At 32.0% G+C, this 16,960-nt stretch carries 17 protein-coding genes; 1 reads left to right on the plus strand and 16 read right to left on the minus strand.

From position 1 onward, the window contains the following. The first annotated feature begins 81 nt into the window (after window positions 1-81). Entirely contained in the window at window positions 82-1,482 is a 1,401-nt protein-coding gene (locus P3X86_RS17070) for a YfcC family protein (RefSeq protein ID WP_483293938.1), read from the plus strand. Between the two features lie 189 nt (window positions 1,483-1,671). Here the strand turns inward: P3X86_RS17070 and ypeB are convergent, their stop codons facing one another. The 16 genes from ypeB to P3X86_RS17150 form a co-directional block, all read right to left on the minus strand. After that, window positions 1,672-3,033, minus strand: a complete 1,362-nt coding sequence (gene ypeB / locus P3X86_RS17075) for a germination protein YpeB (RefSeq protein ID WP_483293939.1) — start codon at window positions 3,031-3,033, stop codon at window positions 1,672-1,674. A gap of 12 nt (window positions 3,034-3,045) precedes the next feature. Next, window positions 3,046-3,759: a spore cortex-lytic enzyme gene (gene sleB, locus P3X86_RS17080; protein ID WP_483293940.1), complete on the minus strand. Its 714-nt coding sequence runs from the start codon at window positions 3,757-3,759 to the stop codon at window positions 3,046-3,048. Window positions 3,760-3,910: 151 nt separating this feature from the next. Next, window positions 3,911-4,606 (minus strand): stage II sporulation protein R, encoded by a 696-nt coding sequence (gene spoIIR / locus P3X86_RS17085; RefSeq protein WP_483293941.1) that lies wholly within the window; start codon window positions 4,604-4,606, stop codon window positions 3,911-3,913. 222 nt (window positions 4,607-4,828) lie between these two features. Then, entirely contained in the window at window positions 4,829-5,767 is a 939-nt protein-coding gene (locus tag P3X86_RS17090) for a sugar-binding transcriptional regulator (RefSeq protein WP_483293942.1), read from the minus strand. A 17-nt stretch (window positions 5,768-5,784) separates the two neighbouring features. Then, window positions 5,785-6,480: an L-ribulose-5-phosphate 4-epimerase gene (locus tag P3X86_RS17095; RefSeq protein WP_483293943.1), complete on the minus strand. Its 696-nt coding sequence runs from the start codon at window positions 6,478-6,480 to the stop codon at window positions 5,785-5,787. Next, window positions 6,474-7,337, minus strand: coding sequence for an L-ribulose-5-phosphate 3-epimerase (locus P3X86_RS17100; RefSeq protein WP_483293944.1), 864 nt, complete (start codon window positions 7,335-7,337; stop codon window positions 6,474-6,476). Before P3X86_RS17100 ends, P3X86_RS17095 begins: the two co-directional genes overlap by 7 nt. Then, complete coding sequence (locus tag P3X86_RS17105; RefSeq protein WP_483293945.1) at window positions 7,330-7,998, minus strand: 3-keto-L-gulonate-6-phosphate decarboxylase UlaD; 669 nt, start codon at window positions 7,996-7,998, stop codon at window positions 7,330-7,332. The genes P3X86_RS17100 and P3X86_RS17105 overlap by 8 nt, the downstream gene beginning before the upstream one ends. 72 nt (window positions 7,999-8,070) lie before the next feature. Next, window positions 8,071-8,352, minus strand: coding sequence for a PTS sugar transporter subunit IIB (locus P3X86_RS17110; protein ID WP_483293946.1), 282 nt, complete (start codon window positions 8,350-8,352; stop codon window positions 8,071-8,073). 12 nt (window positions 8,353-8,364) lie between these two features. Next, window positions 8,365-9,426, minus strand: a complete 1,062-nt coding sequence (gene ulaG / locus P3X86_RS17115) for an L-ascorbate 6-phosphate lactonase (protein WP_483293947.1) — start codon at window positions 9,424-9,426, stop codon at window positions 8,365-8,367. 29 nt (window positions 9,427-9,455) lie between these two features. Further along, window positions 9,456-9,896: a PTS sugar transporter subunit IIA gene (locus tag P3X86_RS17120; protein ID WP_483293948.1), complete on the minus strand. Its 441-nt coding sequence runs from the start codon at window positions 9,894-9,896 to the stop codon at window positions 9,456-9,458. A gap of 222 nt (window positions 9,897-10,118) precedes the next feature. Then, window positions 10,119-11,540 carry a PTS sugar transporter subunit IIC gene (locus tag P3X86_RS17125; RefSeq protein WP_483293949.1) on the minus strand — a complete coding sequence of 474 codons (1,422 nt, stop codon included), beginning with the start codon at window positions 11,538-11,540 and terminating at the stop codon, window positions 10,119-10,121. 118 nt (window positions 11,541-11,658) lie between these two features. Next, entirely contained in the window at window positions 11,659-12,804 is a 1,146-nt protein-coding gene (locus tag P3X86_RS17130) for a Ger(x)C family spore germination protein (RefSeq protein ID WP_483293950.1), read from the minus strand. Then, complete coding sequence (locus P3X86_RS17135) at window positions 12,797-13,906, minus strand: GerAB/ArcD/ProY family transporter (RefSeq protein WP_483293951.1); 1,110 nt, start codon at window positions 13,904-13,906, stop codon at window positions 12,797-12,799. The genes P3X86_RS17130 and P3X86_RS17135 overlap by 8 nt, the downstream gene beginning before the upstream one ends. A gap of 7 nt (window positions 13,907-13,913) precedes the next feature. Next, complete coding sequence (locus tag P3X86_RS17140; protein WP_483293952.1) at window positions 13,914-15,497, minus strand: spore germination protein; 1,584 nt, start codon at window positions 15,495-15,497, stop codon at window positions 13,914-13,916. Window positions 15,498-15,516: 19 nt separating this feature from the next. Further along, on the minus strand, window positions 15,517-15,738 hold the full coding sequence (locus P3X86_RS17145; protein WP_483293953.1) for a CLC_0170 family protein: 222 nt from the start codon (window positions 15,736-15,738) through the stop codon (window positions 15,517-15,519). A gap of 146 nt (window positions 15,739-15,884) precedes the next feature. Further along, a complete protein-coding gene (locus P3X86_RS17150) occupies window positions 15,885-16,955 on the minus strand; it encodes an FAD-binding protein (RefSeq protein ID WP_483293954.1) in 1,071 nt (356 codons plus the stop codon). Window positions 16,956-16,960: the final 5 nt, after the last annotated feature.

A 16,960-nucleotide genomic window follows, 5' to 3' on the forward strand; every position in this document is an offset into this window, starting at 1 on the left:
TTACTTTATTAAATATTATTTTTATACTTCAGATTAGTGAAAATTTTATCAAACAGGAGGATTTCCATGAAAAAATTTAAAATGCCTAGTGCATTTACTATTTTATTTCTTATTATAATTATTGTTGCTATATCAACTTGGATTATTCCAGCTGGTGAATACAATATGAATGATGATAACGCCCCTATTCCGGGTACGTATCATACTGTTGATTCTAATCCTCAAAGTTACCAAGTTGTAAGTGCGCCTATTAATGGTTTCTTTGATGCTAAGGATGTTTGTTTGTTTATCTTAGTTATTGGTGGTTTTTTGGGTATTGTTATGAAGACAGGTGCTATTGATGCTGGTATATCTAACGTCGTACATCGAATGAAAGGCAGAGAAAAATTGATGATCCCTATTCTGATGGGGTTATTTGCTTTAGGTGGTACATCATATGGAATGGCTGAAGAGACTATAGCTTTTTATCCGTTGGTTTTACCTATTTTCATAGCTGCTGGCTACGATGCTGTTACAGCAGTTTCTGTTATATTGGTTGGAGCAGGCGTTGGTTGTTTAGGATCAACAGCAAATCCATTTGCTACTGGTATTGCTTCTGGTTTTGCTGGTATCAATCTTAGTGATGGATTATTACTTAGGGTAATTATACTTATAGTATCATATATTGTTGCTGTAGTTTATGTTATGAAGTATGCCGCTAAAGTAAAAGCAGACCCTTCTAAGTCTTTAGTTGCAGATATGAGAGAAAGCAATATTAAGCATTTTACGTCTCATCAAAATGAAACTGAAATGCCTAAATTAAATTTCAGAAGAAAGGTTGCATTATTTTTATTTGCTATAACCTTTATTATAATGATTTATTCTGTTATTCCTTTTGATAAACTAGATTTAGGTTATATTAATTTGACCTCTTTACCTGCTCTTGGTTGGTGGTTCCCTGAATTATCTGCTTTATTCTTAGTATCTGGTATCATATTAGGTATAATTTGTGGGTTGAAGGAAAAAGAAATAGTTGATTCTTTCATTGATGGGGCAAAAGATCTTTTATCTGTTGCTTTAATCATTGGTGTTTCTAGAGGTATAACCTATATAATGAATAATGGTAATATCACTGCTACTATTTTGAATTACGGAGAAAACTCTCTCTCTAAAGCTGGTGCTGCAGGATTTACTGTACTGACATATATATTCTATTTCCCATTGTCATTATTGGTACCATCTACTTCTGGTCTTGCCACTTTATCTATGCCTATTATGGCTCCACTTGGGGACTTTTCAGGTGTTGCAAGAGACATAGTAGTAACTGCCTTCCAATCAGCTTCAGGTATTATAAATCTGTTGACACCTACAAGCGGAGTTGTAATGGGTGCACTTGCAATTGGTAGAGTTCCTTATGGTAAGTGGATAAAATATGTTATTAAGTTAGTTATTATTCTTACTGTAGTTACTGGTGCTCTTTTAGTAGGCTGGTCATTTGTTTAGATAAAATTATTTGTAAATACTAGATTTTAAATCTAAAAAAGAGAGTAGGAATTATTGATTACAATTTCTCTCTCTTTTTCTTATATTATTTTGCTTTTTTATTGGTTATTTTAGATTCTCTATGGGTCTTGTGGTTATTCGTATCTTTATTGGTTCAGCGATTGTTTTTCTTATTAGTGTATTATGTTATTACATCATTAGCACACCATTATCTGTGATTATTACCTTAAGTATCTTTTCCTCTCTTCCTGTATTTGCGTTTATATATACAATATAGTCAAATCCTTTATACTCTCCCTTAAATTCATAACAGAGTACATCTTTTGCTCCTCTATCGGGTATAATGGTCAGTCTTGACTTTGATATATCAAAGCTATATCTAACTTTTTCTCTTGCTTGTTCTTTTGACAGTTTTGGCTTTTCGATATCCCTTTTGTGATGACTCTTTAGATAATTTGATGCATCCATGCCTATTATCTCTCCATTATCAAGCGCTACTTTAACTTTTATCAAGTCAGAATAAACTGTAATGTCACCTTGCTTATATGCATAATTTATTAGTACATAATCTTGATATTCTTGCATATAATTAGCTTCCATACTCTCATAGCCTTTTTCCTTTAAAAACTGTCTTCCTATTTGTTTAGCATCTTCTGCTGCTATAGCATGTTTCTCAGCTTTTCTACTGTGTTCCATCCATATTACTTTGCCACCTACTCTACTTATACCTATATATGTTTTGGATTCATCTTTTAATGTGATATCAAAGGTATATGCAGGAATACTAACTGATTTTAGTTCATCACCCATTTCTAAAGGTTCTATTTTACTAATATTTTTGTATTTCAGAAAAGTTTTTGCTATCTCTTCTGCCTTCTTTATATCTATAGCTCCACTCCCTAAACCACGAGGCTTCATGTTTAATATCTGGTCAGAAAATGGTCCATCGTATATGAGCTCTGGGTATTCTGTCATTTGTTCTTCTTCGTATTTAGACATTCCTGAGTGCAACATTACTTTGTTTGCCTTTTTTATTTCTTTATCATTATACTGTACTGTACTAAAATCTATGTCTCCGTTAGCTATTTTAATAAATGTATCTTCTAATTCTCTAGTGAATGTGCTCAAATAATCTTGTAGTTTAAATAGTGTCTGCCTTTGTTTGTCATCTAACTCTTTTTCATTGATATGATCTTGTATTAATGAATAACTGTAATCAGCTACATGATTTAAGAATTTCTCTGTATTTTTTAATTCACCATGTCTTAATGGAAGTTGTGTTAATTTATCATGCGCAAATGAAGCCTGATGGTATATCTGTGATAATAATAGTATATTTCTCTCTTTTGATTCTGAAAGCAAAGACTTTTCTAATGATGTTTGCACTGTTTCTATATTATCTTTCATATCATAAAAGTATCTTTGATATTGGCTATTCAGACCTCTTTTGAATTTCAATTTCTCTCTATATTGTATATATCCCCATCCTATTGATATTACTAATAGTAAACTAAGTACTATCGTTATTGCTCCATATCTTTTAAACTTCACTATATCACCTCTCTAGTTTCCAAACCAATGTTTCCCTATTTTTACTATCACTTCTCTTGACCATATCCATTTACTTGTTGCTGTTGCTGGGTTCCAATAATATCTGCATCCATAAGTTGGATCCCAACCATTCATAGCATCTTTTGCTGCTTTTATTGATTCTTGGTCTGGCGATAAATTTATTTGACCATCACTCACTGCTGTAAATGCTCCAGGTTGGTATATAACACTTGCTATGGAATTTGGAAAAGATGGATGCTCTACTCTATTGAGTATTACCGCTGCTACTGCAACTTTACCAATATAAACTTCTCCTCTTGCTTCTCCATGTATTGCTCTTGCTAGCATGTATATATTGTCATTGTTATTTACACTCTTTGAAGGTTCTGCTTTTGTGACATTTATGCCTAAAGCTGCATATGTTCTTGGTCCAACTATACCGTCAGCGACTAAACCATTTTTGTTTTGAAAATTAATTATAGCCCTGTATGTATTTTCTCCATAAATACTGTCTACTGAACCTTTAAGATACCCCCATCTTTTTAGTTTCGTTTGTACTTCTTTAACATCATTTCCTCTTGCTCCCCAATATAGATTTCTCGAAGACATAGCTCTTGCTAGATGAATCTTCGAAGTATCTATTGTTGTTTGCCTGTAAGTATACACTAATGTAGCAGATAATATTGTTAGTACTACTAGTGAGAATACTAGTAATTTCTTTTTCAATTTTATGACCTCCTTGTATAGCGTATTTTATAATGGTTATTTTTTGTAAATACTTCATTATTTATACTAAGTTAATTGAATTATTAAGCAAAATAAAACAACTCCGTATGGAGTTGTTTAAATTGATGACAAAGTCATCATGGTAACAAATTTAATTTAATCTTGATCCAATAAATACATTAGCTAACTTTATCTTGGTCTCTTCTAATATCTCTGCTACTTTAGACTTTAATTTTATATCTGAATTTACACCTTCTGTTTTCACTATTTTATTGTATTCTTCTTGTGTTAATACGCTTTTTAGTTCTGCATGTGATCTTCTGTCCGTTAATCCATTACTTACGTCTATATAGCATAGTGGAGGAAACATCACACACCACCAATTCTTTCCTTTTCCGCTTCCTAGAACTATTCTAACCGCTTGATATTCTCCTGCTGGAAGTACTATATCACCATAACTTTTTGTTGGAAAATAACAATTTTCTAGACTTGATTTCGCAGTATATTCTTTCCCATTTTCTTTTATTACTTCATTCGCTATTTGATTAATATATGATAAGTTTTTATTTATAATTTGCTTAGATTCTTCTATGTCTGTTATATTTTCTATTTTAGGTCCTATTTTCTCCAATACTTTATCTCTAACCTTTAGCTTTAAGTTCTGGTCAAATTCTGAATCACTATTTGCTATTACATGAAATCTTACTAGTTTTTCCTTATACGAATCTTCTGCTGCTGATACATGTGCTAAATCACTATCTTTAAAAAATATTGCTATTAAAAACGTTAAACAAATTATTATTGCAGTTATTCTTGTTATAAATATCAGTTTTTTAGATTTTTTCATATTATCACCTCAAATTATTCCATTATTATGTATCTAAAGCTAAAAATTAGCTTCAATTTAAGTATTAGCAGTTTTGAGAATTTTTAAACACTATAATGAAATATTTCCAAGGTAATATTTGCTATATTTTTGCTTAATTTTTATTTCTGAGTATTTATGCAATTGTAAAAGAATTATTTCAGCAAAATTAAAGAGCCCTATATTAGGACTCCTATAATTTTTCTATAATAATAATACCTGACTTAATGTCTTATCGTCACTTACTAATGTATCTATATGTCCACCTTTTAGTACTGCATGTATTGCTTTTGACTTTCTCATGCCTCCTGCTACCAGGAATATTTTGTTCTTCATTATACTATCTGTTTTTATTCCTATTATATTTTGGTTTATATCTAAATCTAGAAATTTTCCATTTTCGTTAATAAAGTGAGCACACAAAAAACCTACTCCGCCACTCTTTTTTATTCTGTCTTTTGTTTCTTTTTCTATATATAAATCCCATATTGTCTGAGGCATGTTTTCTTCGATTACTCCCAAGCCACTAAATATTATATCACAGTTTTCTATCATGTTTAAGGAACCTTTTATTACTGGATTGTTAATTAATACTTCTCTTGTATTTTTATCTTCTATATATATCGGTGCTGGTAATGGATATAGTTTTCCTCCTATTTTAGAGGATAGTTTCGTACCTATACTTAGCATATCAGCTTCACCCATGTCATACCCTATTGCTCCAAAAAGCTCAACTATTTTGACATCTTTTATATGCTTTTTTTTCATTTGCGATACTGTACTTCTCATCGTATTTCCCCAAGATATGCCTATCGTCATTCCTTCTTTAATTTCTTCTAGGAGCACTTTACCTGCTGCTTTTCCTATTTCTTCAACTGTATCTTCATAGTTTTTTAGCGTTTTTACAATTACTACATTGTTTACATTAAATTTCGCTTTTATCTTATTTTCTAACCTTCTAAGCGTATCACTCTCGTAATTTATGTTTATGTCTACTATGTTTTCTTCTCTTGCTTTTTTCAGTAATCTGGACACTTTAGGTCTTGATAAATACACTTCTTTGGCTATTTGGTTTTGGGTCATACCTTCTAAATAGTACATTGCTGATATATCTATTAATAGCTGTCTTTCATCTCTTTCCATTTCATCACCATTCTATTTTATTTTTGACCGTAATAAGCGCTTTTACCATGTTTTCTTAGATAATGTTTGTCTAATAATACTTTATCCACTCTATTTACTGAGTTGTTTATCTGCTCTGTTTTTAATGCCATTTTTGCAACTTCTTCTAATACTTTTGCGTTGTGTACTGCATCATGAGGATTCTTTCCCCATGAGAATGGTCCGTGATTGCATACTATTATGCCTGGCATTTCCAACGGCTTAACATTTCTACTTATTATTGTCTCTATTATAACATTTCCTGTTTCAATTTCATATTCTTTATTAATTTCTTTTTCTGTCAGCTTTCTTGTACATGGTATATCTCCATAAAAATAATCTGCGTGTGTTGTCCCATAACTTGGTATATCTCTACCTGCCTGAGCCCATGCTGTTGCGTTTTCCGAATGCGTATGCACTACTGCATTAATATTTTTAAACGTTTTGTAAAGCACTAAGTGAGTAGGTGTATCTGATGATGGTCTAAGCTTTCCTTCTACGACATTTCCATCTAAATCAACTACTACCATATCTTCTACTTTCATCGTAGCATAATCAACACCACTAGGCTTTATGACAACTAACCCACTTTCTCTATCAATACCACTTACATTACCCCAAGTGTATATTACTAGATTTTGTTTAACTAGTTCTAAGTTAGCATCAAATACTTGCTGCTTTAATTTTTCTAACATGTCAATCCTTCTTCCATTCTTTTTTGTAACCAAAGTCTTGCTGTTTTTATTTGATTTACTATCTCGTCTTCTGATTGCATCTTGTCATTGTCTGCCCACATTTCTACTAAAAACGGACCGGTGTATTTTAAAATTCTCAATTTGTTAAGTAGCCCAGAAAAATCAACTGTCCCTTCTCCAAATGGTACACATTTGAATACCCCCGGTTTTGTGTCTTTTAGGTGTACTGCTACTATATGGCTAATTCCAAGTTCTAGTTCTTTTGATGGGTCTTCTGCCCATTGTGTTAAGTTGCCTAAATCTGGGTATATATTTAGCCAAGGTGATTTAACTGTATTTATATATTTTAGGCATCTAGTTATTGTTCCTATAAACTCTGTGTCCATGATCTCTATAGATAGCATTATATTTTCTCTTGATGCTTTCTCTGTTGCGTAGATAAGCCCTTTTATGAATAAATCTTCTGTTTCTTTATCACCAGTTTCATAATACACATCATATCCAGCTAGTTGGATATTCCTTATCCCTAAATCCACAGCTAATCTTATAGCATTGTCCATTATTTCGTATGCTTTATTCCTGACTTTCTCATCTTTACTTCCAAACGGAAACTTTCTATGCCCACTTAAGCACATAGATTTAATGTGAAAATCGTTTTGATTGAGTAGTTCTTTTAATTCTACTCTTTCTTTTTTGCTCCAGTTAAGTCTACTTAGCCTTTCATCACTTTCGTCTATAGATATTTCTATAAAGTCATACCCTGCTTTTTTTGCGACTTCTATTTTTTGCTTCCAATCAAAGCTATTTGGCATTGCTTTTTCATATATCCCTATAGGGTTATATTTTAAATTATTCATTGCTATCAGCACCCCAGTATTTATCTATCTCTGTTTTAAATGATTTTGCTGCCATTTCAGGATTATCTGCATTTCTTATACTTCTACCTGCTATAAAACAATATATTGGAAAATCTTTGAATAGCTTGATATCATCTATTGTAAGTCCACCTGTAACTGTTACTTTAAAGCCCATATCGCAAAGCTTTCCTATTTTGTTAAGATCTTCTTCTCCCCAGTTTTTACCCGCTGCTTGAGCATCTCTTGACCTGTGGTATACAACTTGGCTTAATCCTGCTTTTTTCCAATTCTCTGCGTGTTCCCATGTCCAATCTCCATAAAGTTCTATTTGAACATCTCTATCTTTTCCTGTTTCTTTTGCTACATCTAGCATACCTTTCATTGTAGGTATCTCTGCACAGCATATTACTGTCATCCAAGTTGCTCCTGCACCATAACACTGTTTTGCTAATAAACTACCAGCATCTGCGCCCTTTATATCTGCTAGAATTATCTTATCTGGATACAATGCTCTAAGGCACCTAACTGGTTCTAATCCTTCTGCAACATGTAAAATTGTTCCTACTTCTATTACATCTATTACATGACCTATCTGTCTAATTGATTCTAATGCCTGACTCAAAGATGTGTTGTCTAATGCTACCTGTAATTTTGGTTTCATGTTATACCTCCGTTTATGTTTTAATTTTGATTAAAAAAGAGGTGCTCTATTCTCCGAACACCTCCTCTTGTCCTATAAACCTAGAGCCTTTGTAACCTTTTCTCTAATTTCATCTTCTGAAAGTAAGTTCACTAATCCTACTACTTTTGTATCTCCAGTTGGTTTAAATTCTCCAACAAATGTTTGTGCTACTAATACTAAATCAAAATTATTAACTTCACTCTTAGCTTGACCTACACTTGCATGATGAACTGTAAATTCTAAATTCATCGATTTTAATACTTGCTCTATTTTCATCTTGATTATTAAACTTGATCCCATTCCATTTCCACATGCTGCTAATACTTTTAACATCTTCTTCACTCCTTATAATAATGATTTAAATGGCAAATCTGGCTCTATTTCAAATGCATCATCAAAACCTCTTGGGTAGTGATACTCCATACCATCTTTGTCATCTGGGTAAGTGAATTTACCACCTACTTGCCAGATATATGGTTTAAATTTATACTTTAATCGATCCTTTTTCATCTTCCATAATACTAGTATTTCATTTGGATCTGCTTGAAAGTTAGTCCAAATATCATGGTGTATTGGTATTATTACCTTTGTATTTAGACATTCTGCCATTTTTAACATATCCACTGATGTAAGCTTATCTGTCATTCCTCTTGGATTTTCTCCATATGATCCTAGCGCAACATCTATTTTGTATTCATTACCATGTTTTGCAAAATAATTTGAGTAATGAGAATCTCCACTGTGATATAGATTTCCACCTGGTGTTTTGATTAGATAATTTACTGCAAGTCTATCCATATCTTGAGGCATTTTATCTTTTAATATTACTCCTTTTGGTGCTGTTACCAGTTCTGTTCTGTCAAATGAGTCTAATGCAACTATCTCTGTATCTTTTATTTTAACCGTATCTCCTGGCTTTACTACTATACATCTTTCTTTTGGCACTCCCCAGCTCATCCATAAATCTACACAAGCCTGTGGCCCTATAAAAGGTACATCGTCAAAGTTTTGAACTATAGCTGCTGCTACATTTTCGTCTATGTGATCTCCATGATCATGCGTTGCTAATATAGCATCTACTTTCTTTATTTTAAACGGGTCTAGTACTACTGGTACATTTCTTAGATTAGGTTGTAATTTTACGCAACCTATCATTCTTTGATGTTGATGTTGCTCTCTCATTAGAGGATTTGATTTTGTTCTCTTACCAGATTTTACCCATAGGTCTATACATATATTTGCATCTCCTTCTGATTTCGCCCAAATACCTGTACAACCTAACCACCACATAGAAAATGTCCCCGGCTTAACTTCTTCTTGCTCTATTTCTTCGTTTAACCATGTTCCCCATTCAGGGAATGTATTTAATATCCATTTTTCTCTTGTTATTTCATTTACTTTACTCATATATCCTCCTCCATTGCTACCATAATTAGCTAAGCAAATATGCTTAACATCTCTTCTGCTGTTTGCGCATTAAATATTGCGTCATATTTTTTCTGATCCGATAGTACTGCTACTAATGCTTGTAGCATCTCAATATGTGTTGAAGAGTCAGAACATGATAATGTTATCAATAGTTTTGCTTTATGATCTTCTTCACTAGAAAATGCTACCGATTCTTTTAGCTTTAATATACTAAACCCAACTTTCTTTGCACCTGCCTCAGGTCTTGCATGTGGTAAAGCTATATTTGGTGCTATAACTATATATGGTCCATGTTCTATTACTGAATCTATCATAGCCTTTATATATGATTCTTCTATTAATCCATTATCTAGCAATGGCTTTGCTGATAATTTAATTGCTTCTTGCCAGTCGCTTACGCTATCAGCAAATTGTATGAAGTCTTTATTTAATTTAAATCCTTCTATCATAATTATTCCTCCATTTAACTTTATAGTTATATGATATATCACAAACTGAACACATGTCAATATTGTATGTGTTTTTGAACATATGTTCATTGCGTTATTGTCAATTTTATATATTAATGGGCTGTCTCATTCGAGCCGAAGCTTGAGACAGCCCTCGTGTGTTATATGAGTTTTATATACTCTGTATAACTTAGTTCTCACATAATCACACTTTTATATTTATTATTTCTCTTCTCTCATTGTTGTAAAGTAATTCTTTGAATTACGCTTGTATTGTATTTGTGGTATTATAAGTAATAATCCTATTAATGCTATCGGCACTACTATACCTAATGATTTCGTAAGCAATGTTGTTCCTGCCCAAAGCGTTGCCCAGTCAAACATTCCCATCCAACCTATTACGTTTTCATTTCCTTTTAGAACTGTCAATACTAACGCTGAACCAAACACTTGTATCATACCTGCTAGAAACGGAATTATTGCTGCTGCTCTACGTCCACCTGATTTGTTTGCAAATACTGCTATAGTCCCATTATCAAAGAATAAGCAGATAAACCCTGCTATTATTAATATTGGTGATTTTAATATTATTAATATACCTATCGCAATCATTTGACCAAAGAACCCAAATATAAATCCATACGTTGGTGCATTTGGAGCAAATCCAAACGTAACAGCACAGTCAACCGCTGGTACTGAACCTTTTAATATTTTATTTGATATACCTTGGAATGATTCCGTTAACTCTGCAACAAACATTCTTACACCAGTTAATATAATAGTTATATATACAGCAAAGTACGCTGTTGTTTCAAAAATATATGTTCCAAATAAATATTTACTCTTATTATACTCAAAGCCTTCTGGCCCTATTATTACCATAATTGTTCCTACAAACACTGTCATAAGTACAACGTTTGAAACTATGTTGTCGTTAAATATTGATAGCCACCCTGGTAGATTCACGTTGTCAACTGATTTTTCTTTGTTTCCTATAACTTTACCAAATTTATACGCAAGCCATGAACCAAACATCTGTTGATGTCCTATTGTAAAACCTGCTCCATTTGTCACTTCTTGTGTTGGCTCTATAATAAGATTAGACATAACTGACCAGTATGTTCCTATTAAAAAACCTGAAACTACTATTATTGGAGTTGTCACTACTGTATTTGTTCCTCTTAATACCCAATATAATGCCCATAACAATACAGCTGATTGCTGATACATAATGTGTCCTGTTATAAACAATGTCCTGATTTTTGTTCTCTTTCTAAATGCAACCAACAAGATGTTCCAAGCAAATGCTATTAGCATTACGTAACCGATATACTGCAAGGAATTTGCTGAATCTAGAACTTCTTGAGCTGATGTTTGCCCAAAATATGGATCAATTACAAATGCTTTTATTCCAAATTTAGATGTCAATGAGTTTATTATTGGTGCAAATGTTTTAACTAGTCCTCCTGTACCAACTTGTAAGATTTTAAATCCTACAAATGCTTTTATAAATCCCGATAATGCTTGATAAAATTTCTTACCTAATAATAAATAACCTATAAATACAACTGTTCCTAATAATAATGGTGCTTGACCTAAGAATTTGTTAACAAACTGTTGAAAAAACGATACTACACTATCCATCTAATAATTCTCCTTTCTTTTGTATAAAACGTTTAATGAAAACGTTTGTAATTGGTCTTATTATACCATTGCTTAGAACATATGTCTACGTTGAGCATTTTTTTGAACAATTGTTCAATTATTTAATCATCCCTATTCTTCGGATTTTTGCATTTACTTCTATTCTAACTGGTATATTTTGAAATTTTTTGTTCCAATCATCTTCATATCTATCCCATGTGCTTGGCTTATATTTTTTCAAATATTCACCTACTCCAAATATATCTACATTATAATTAACTTGTATTTTTTTTATTAATGCCTGTAGTTGTTTTTTTATTCTTGCCTCTATTTCTTTTTCCATTACTTTTATTAGATTATCTTCCATTATCTTTTGATCTGTCTCTAACTTATATTGCTCTATATATCCTTCTAAATTGATGTTAAAAGTTACTATCAATTCTTCTTTTTTATCTTCTACTTTTTTTACAGCTTTAGAGTCTGTTATTATGTATGGGATTGTTGTCCCATTATGTCTAAAGCTTATTTCATCTGACTTAAGCATGTTTAGTAAAATCATAATACTTTCATTTTCAACGCCATTTAAGTATCCTGCAAGCTCGTAATTTTTAACTATCCCTGACCCATTAATCCTTAATCTATTGCCATATGAACTAATCACAGGCATTAATGCAGTTCCTTGGTTATGTAGTTTTTGTAGTAAATCGCCCAATGTAATTGGTAAAAATCTACCTCCTCTTTCTTTTGCTTTTAAGAGCTCTGAAATGTATACTCCTAACATTGGCTCTACATCTGCTTTGATTGTTAATAGCTCTTTTACTTTTCCTTTTGCTATTAAGACGTTGGCTTTTCTACCTATTGAAGGGTCTCTTGATAATCCGTCTAGTACTTTATGTAATATGTTTTGATTCCTGAGCAATTCTTCACCCAATATTATAGCTTTTGTATGTGCTAGGAATATTGTCTTGTTTGATGTAGTTGTAAGCTTTTTTGATACTTCAAATAAATTATTTCCCACATCACTTATAGAAAATATAGGGGTGCCTTTTGCATTTTTACCTATAGCCATAAGATTTGGATATACGTATGTCACCTCAAACCTTTCCAAGTCTAATGGAATTTTATTGCCTTCTTGTATATATTTGTCTATTCCTATTATTGATACAAATGCCCTTTCGTTTATTTCTACTTTGTCCCAGCAACCCGTTAGGAGCACTATTAATATAAGCTGATATAATATCACTCTAATCTTTTTATCACTCATTTGCTGTCCCCCTTTTTTTCTTTTTTAACAGTGATACTATGTAGTACACTACTGGAACGACTATAATCAAAAATGATGATAAGTATTTATTTAACATATAAATGTAGTTATATACTGACACTATATTATCTGGCAATAAGGCTACAAAGTATATAAATAAAATCATTGGTAATACAAAGAAATCAAACTCTTTTGATCCCGTAACCCTTGAAAGCACTTGAGCTCCACAATAAAACTGCACTACTAGTGTTCCTAACACCATAAGTACCCATAGAGCCATTACTACCCCTTCTACGTTTTCTATAAATGCTCCGGGTAGATTTATAGTTTTCATCAATGATAGTGTGGGCCATATCAAATGCACTGTCTCTTCTTTCCCAAATCTAAATATACACACTATAAATGCCATTATATATATGCCAACTATACTCGCCAGTGCTATCATATTAAATTTAATACTTTTTTTGGGATTTTTAACGTATATTGTAGTAAAATAAATTATTTCTATACCTGTAAAGCTGAAAAATGCTACTGGGATGCCTTTAGCCATAGATATAAAATTTGTCCTAAATGCGGGTAATATGTTACTTATATCTAGGTTTGGAAATAGTGAAAGCCATAGTATAATTATAGGTATTATTACTAATGGGATAGTCACCTGTATGATTCTTGCTATACATTCTATTCCTTTTCTTGTTAGATGAGCAGTTGTTAGTAGCATTGTAATTATTATAATTTCTATTGGTGTATTAATTAGCAAAAACATCTTTGCCACTTCTGCAAATATTCTCACTATTAACCCAATATATATTATTGCATAAATCAAATACACTAATGACACTATATCTCCTATTGGTCTTCCTACTAACTCTCTTCCTATCTCAATTAGTGTATAGTCTTTATATGAAAGCATCAGCTTTGTTATTACATAAAGTGCTGCCATTGATAGTAGTCCTGTTATTATCAATATTATCCATCCGTCTGTTCCCACTACTTCTGCCAAATCACTGGGAAGTGATAATATCCCTACCCCTATTACTGAAGATATCATCATGGTTACATTTTGCGCTTTTGTTATTTTTCTATTGTTAGCAATCATCATGCTCACCTCATTGTTTTTCATTTTTTTCTTTGTTTTTTCCTTTGTTAATACTATTGTCTCTCATCCTGACTTTATTTTTTACTGATAAAAACATCGGTCTCCTTTTCATAAGCTTAAATGGAAATCTAACTATGCTGTCCTCTATATCTTGGCTTTGATTTACAAAGCTAGAATATGGTGCTAGATAAGGTGAGCCAAAGCTTTTTAAATCTGCTAGATGTGTGCCTAGTATTATCAATGCGAGCATCATTCCGTATAATCCCAATACTGCTGCTGCTGCCATCATAAAAAATCTTGTCAATCGTATGCCAGATGCAAAGCTGTAATTTGGTAATACAAATGAAGATATAGTTGTAAGAGCTACTATTATTACCATTAGTGGACTAACAATTCCTGCTTCTACTGCTGCTTGCCCTATAACTAAACCTCCTACTATCCCTATTGTTGTACCTATTGGACCTGCTATTCTAGTTCCAGACTCTCTTAGTAATTCTAATGTCATTTCCATCATAAATGCCTCTATGAATGCTGGAAAAGGAACACCCATCCTTGTTGCTGCAACATACAACGCAAGTCCTGTTGGTAACATTCCAGGATGATATGATGTTATTGCTATATATAAAGCCGGAAGTGTTAATGTCATGATAAGTGCTAAATATCTTATAATTCTAACAAATGATGCTATTGTCCATCTGTCATAGTAATCCTCTGATGATTGAAGCATTATATCAAGTGTTGCTGGAACTAATAATGCAAATGGAGTATTATCGGCTATAATAGCTACTCTACCCTCATATAATGCTGCTGCAACGGCATCGGGTCTTTCTGTATTCTCTACTTGTGGAAATGGAGATATAGAATTGTCTTGTATAAGTTGCTCTATATATGAACTGTCTATGATTGCATCTATATCTATGTCCTTTAATCTATTGTTTACTTCTTTTAGAAGTTTATCGTTACATATGTCCTCTATATACATTATTGCTATATCTGTTTTTGATCGCTTACCTATTTGTATATATTTCAATTTTAGCTTTGGGTCTCGTATTCTTCTTCTGATTAGTGTTGTATTTACTTTTCCGGTTTCAACGAAACCATCTCTGGGTCCTCTTATTACTGTCTCTGTCTCAGGTTCTGATAATCCTCTTATTGGCCATCCTCTTGTCCCAACTACCACTGCCTTTTGATATCCATCTATTAATAATACTGTTTCTCCAATCAGTATGTTATCGATTGCTTCTTTGAGATCTTCTATCTGATTAGTTTCTGTCATAGCTACGCTTCCTTTAACAATTAAATCATAAAGATCGTAACTCTGATCATCTATTTGTGGTTTTGTCATTCTAGCTTGCTGCATTAATGACTCCAAAACAAAATTACTCACTTGATCTTTGTTTGCAAGTCCATCCGTAAATATGACTGCCATTTTATGATTTTGCCTTTGCCCTACTAAAAATTCTCTATAGATTATGTCATCACAGTCTTTTAGAGTCTCTCTTATAGTTGATATGTTTTTTTCGATTTCTTTGTCAAATGGTATCGCTATATCTTTTTTATTTTTATCATCATCTTTTCTATTTAATAGCCTCATACCAACCCTCTTTTCTTGTTTATTTGATTAGTTTTGATAAACCAAACAACACTGGTCCTATTATCATATAAATAACGCCTATTACTTTTGCAATTTTTGTTTCTTTATCAAGTCCTAAATTTTTAAATCTTTTTGCATCTCCAAAATATGTAAAAACACCTATGAAAACTAATAAAAATACAAAATATATATTAGCTATGTTATTGATTTGCTTTACAAATGTTTTTAAAATGTGTATCACCACTCTTCTATTCTTAAAATAATACCTATAAACATAGATTTATTATTTGCTATTGATGTTTTGTTATGCATTTTTGTATTGGAATAAAAAAAAGAAATGTCTCTATATTATTTTCATATAGAAACATTTCTAATATTTCAGTATTATTATTCCATCATTTTACGTATACTCATAATTCCAGATTTCATTGCCAGCTTTCTTAGGGTTGGCTGGTACATTGCAGGGCTTTTTATCATTTTTAATAATATATTTGTTTTTAAGATATTAGAACTCTTTTTGTATTGATTATATACGTTATAATATTTGTTGATTGCTTCTGCAAGCAATATAGCACTTCTAAATGCATAGCTCACCCCTTCTGCCGAGCTTGGACTAATGAAGCCTGCTGCTTCTCCTATTAACCATATCTTATCGTTACCTATATATATATGCTTCTTTCTACGAGGTCTAATTATAAATGCACCATTCCTCTTGACTTTTTCGCCAAATTTAAAATACTCTCTAGACTCTAACCTTTGTTTTAACCTATCAAATTTCTCTAAAACCTTAGCATCATTATTAAGTGCTGACCCTAATAATAAATATTCTCCTTTTGGAATAACCCAAGAATAAAAATCGGTTATCGTTTTATCAAATATTGCTCCAAAATAGGAGTGATGCCTATCTGTTTTGTACCATTCTTGTATAGATATATAGTTTTCTCTGACATTTCTAGTATCGGACATTTGATTTCGTACTATTGAATTTGCTCCGTCTGCTCCTATAAGATGCTTTGTTTTAACAATATGCAATTTCCCTTTATATGTAAAGTATACTTCTATTTGATTATTTTCTTGTTTATATTTTTTATATATACACCCTTTTTTAATTTCCACGTTTTCAGCTAGTAATGATAATAGCCATTCATCAAACTTTTGCCTATCAATATTTATATAGTGCCTTTGGTAGTACTTTTCTATTGATGTATTCAAATCAATAGTTCTTACTGCAAATATCTGCGGGCTCTGTAAAACTTCTTTTGGTAATCCTAAACTCATTTGTGCAAGCACCTTTTGTGCATCTGGAGCTAACAATCCTCCACAGCATTTGTAACTAGATGCAGAAAATTCATCTTTAAAGGTTCTTCTTTCTATAATAAGTATTTTGTACTTTTTATCTATCAATCTACTTAATGTGGCACCTGCTGGTCCTCCTCCAACAATTACAAAGTCATACATACAGC

The sequence above is a fragment of the Abyssisolibacter sp. ZYX002 genome (assembly GCF_056892235.1).

What these genes read in the sequence shown, in the direction of transcription:
- P3X86_RS17070 (WP_483293938.1), top strand. Translation starts at nt 82, where the DNA reads ATGCCTAGTGCATTTACTATTTTATTTCTTATTATAATTATTGTTGCT.
- spoIIR (WP_483293941.1), bottom strand. Translation starts at nt 4,606, where the DNA reads ATGAAAAAATCTAAAAAACTGATATTTATAACAAGAATAACTGCAATA.
- P3X86_RS17090 (WP_483293942.1), bottom strand. Translation starts at nt 5,767, where the DNA reads ATGGAAAGAGATGAAAGACAGCTATTAATAGATATATCAGCAATGTAC.
- P3X86_RS17095 (WP_483293943.1), bottom strand. Translation starts at nt 6,480, where the DNA reads ATGTTAGAAAAATTAAAGCAGCAAGTATTTGATGCTAACTTAGAACTA.
- P3X86_RS17100 (WP_483293944.1), bottom strand. Translation starts at nt 7,337, where the DNA reads ATGAATAATTTAAAATATAACCCTATAGGGATATATGAAAAAGCAATG.
- P3X86_RS17105 (WP_483293945.1), bottom strand. Translation starts at nt 7,998, where the DNA reads ATGAAACCAAAATTACAGGTAGCATTAGACAACACATCTTTGAGTCAG.
- P3X86_RS17110 (WP_483293946.1), bottom strand. Translation starts at nt 8,352, where the DNA reads ATGTTAAAAGTATTAGCAGCATGTGGAAATGGAATGGGATCAAGTTTA.
- ulaG (WP_483293947.1), bottom strand. Translation starts at nt 9,426, where the DNA reads ATGAGTAAAGTAAATGAAATAACAAGAGAAAAATGGATATTAAATACA.
- P3X86_RS17120 (WP_483293948.1), bottom strand. Translation starts at nt 9,896, where the DNA reads ATGATAGAAGGATTTAAATTAAATAAAGACTTCATACAATTTGCTGAT.
- P3X86_RS17125 (WP_483293949.1), bottom strand. Translation starts at nt 11,540, where the DNA reads ATGGATAGTGTAGTATCGTTTTTTCAACAGTTTGTTAACAAATTCTTA.
- P3X86_RS17130 (WP_483293950.1), bottom strand. Translation starts at nt 12,804, where the DNA reads ATGAGTGATAAAAAGATTAGAGTGATATTATATCAGCTTATATTAATA.
- P3X86_RS17135 (WP_483293951.1), bottom strand. Translation starts at nt 13,906, where the DNA reads ATGATGATTGCTAACAATAGAAAAATAACAAAAGCGCAAAATGTAACC.
- P3X86_RS17140 (WP_483293952.1), bottom strand. Translation starts at nt 15,497, where the DNA reads ATGAGGCTATTAAATAGAAAAGATGATGATAAAAATAAAAAAGATATA.
- P3X86_RS17150 (WP_483293954.1), bottom strand. Translation starts at nt 16,955, where the DNA reads ATGTATGACTTTGTAATTGTTGGAGGAGGACCAGCAGGTGCCACATTA.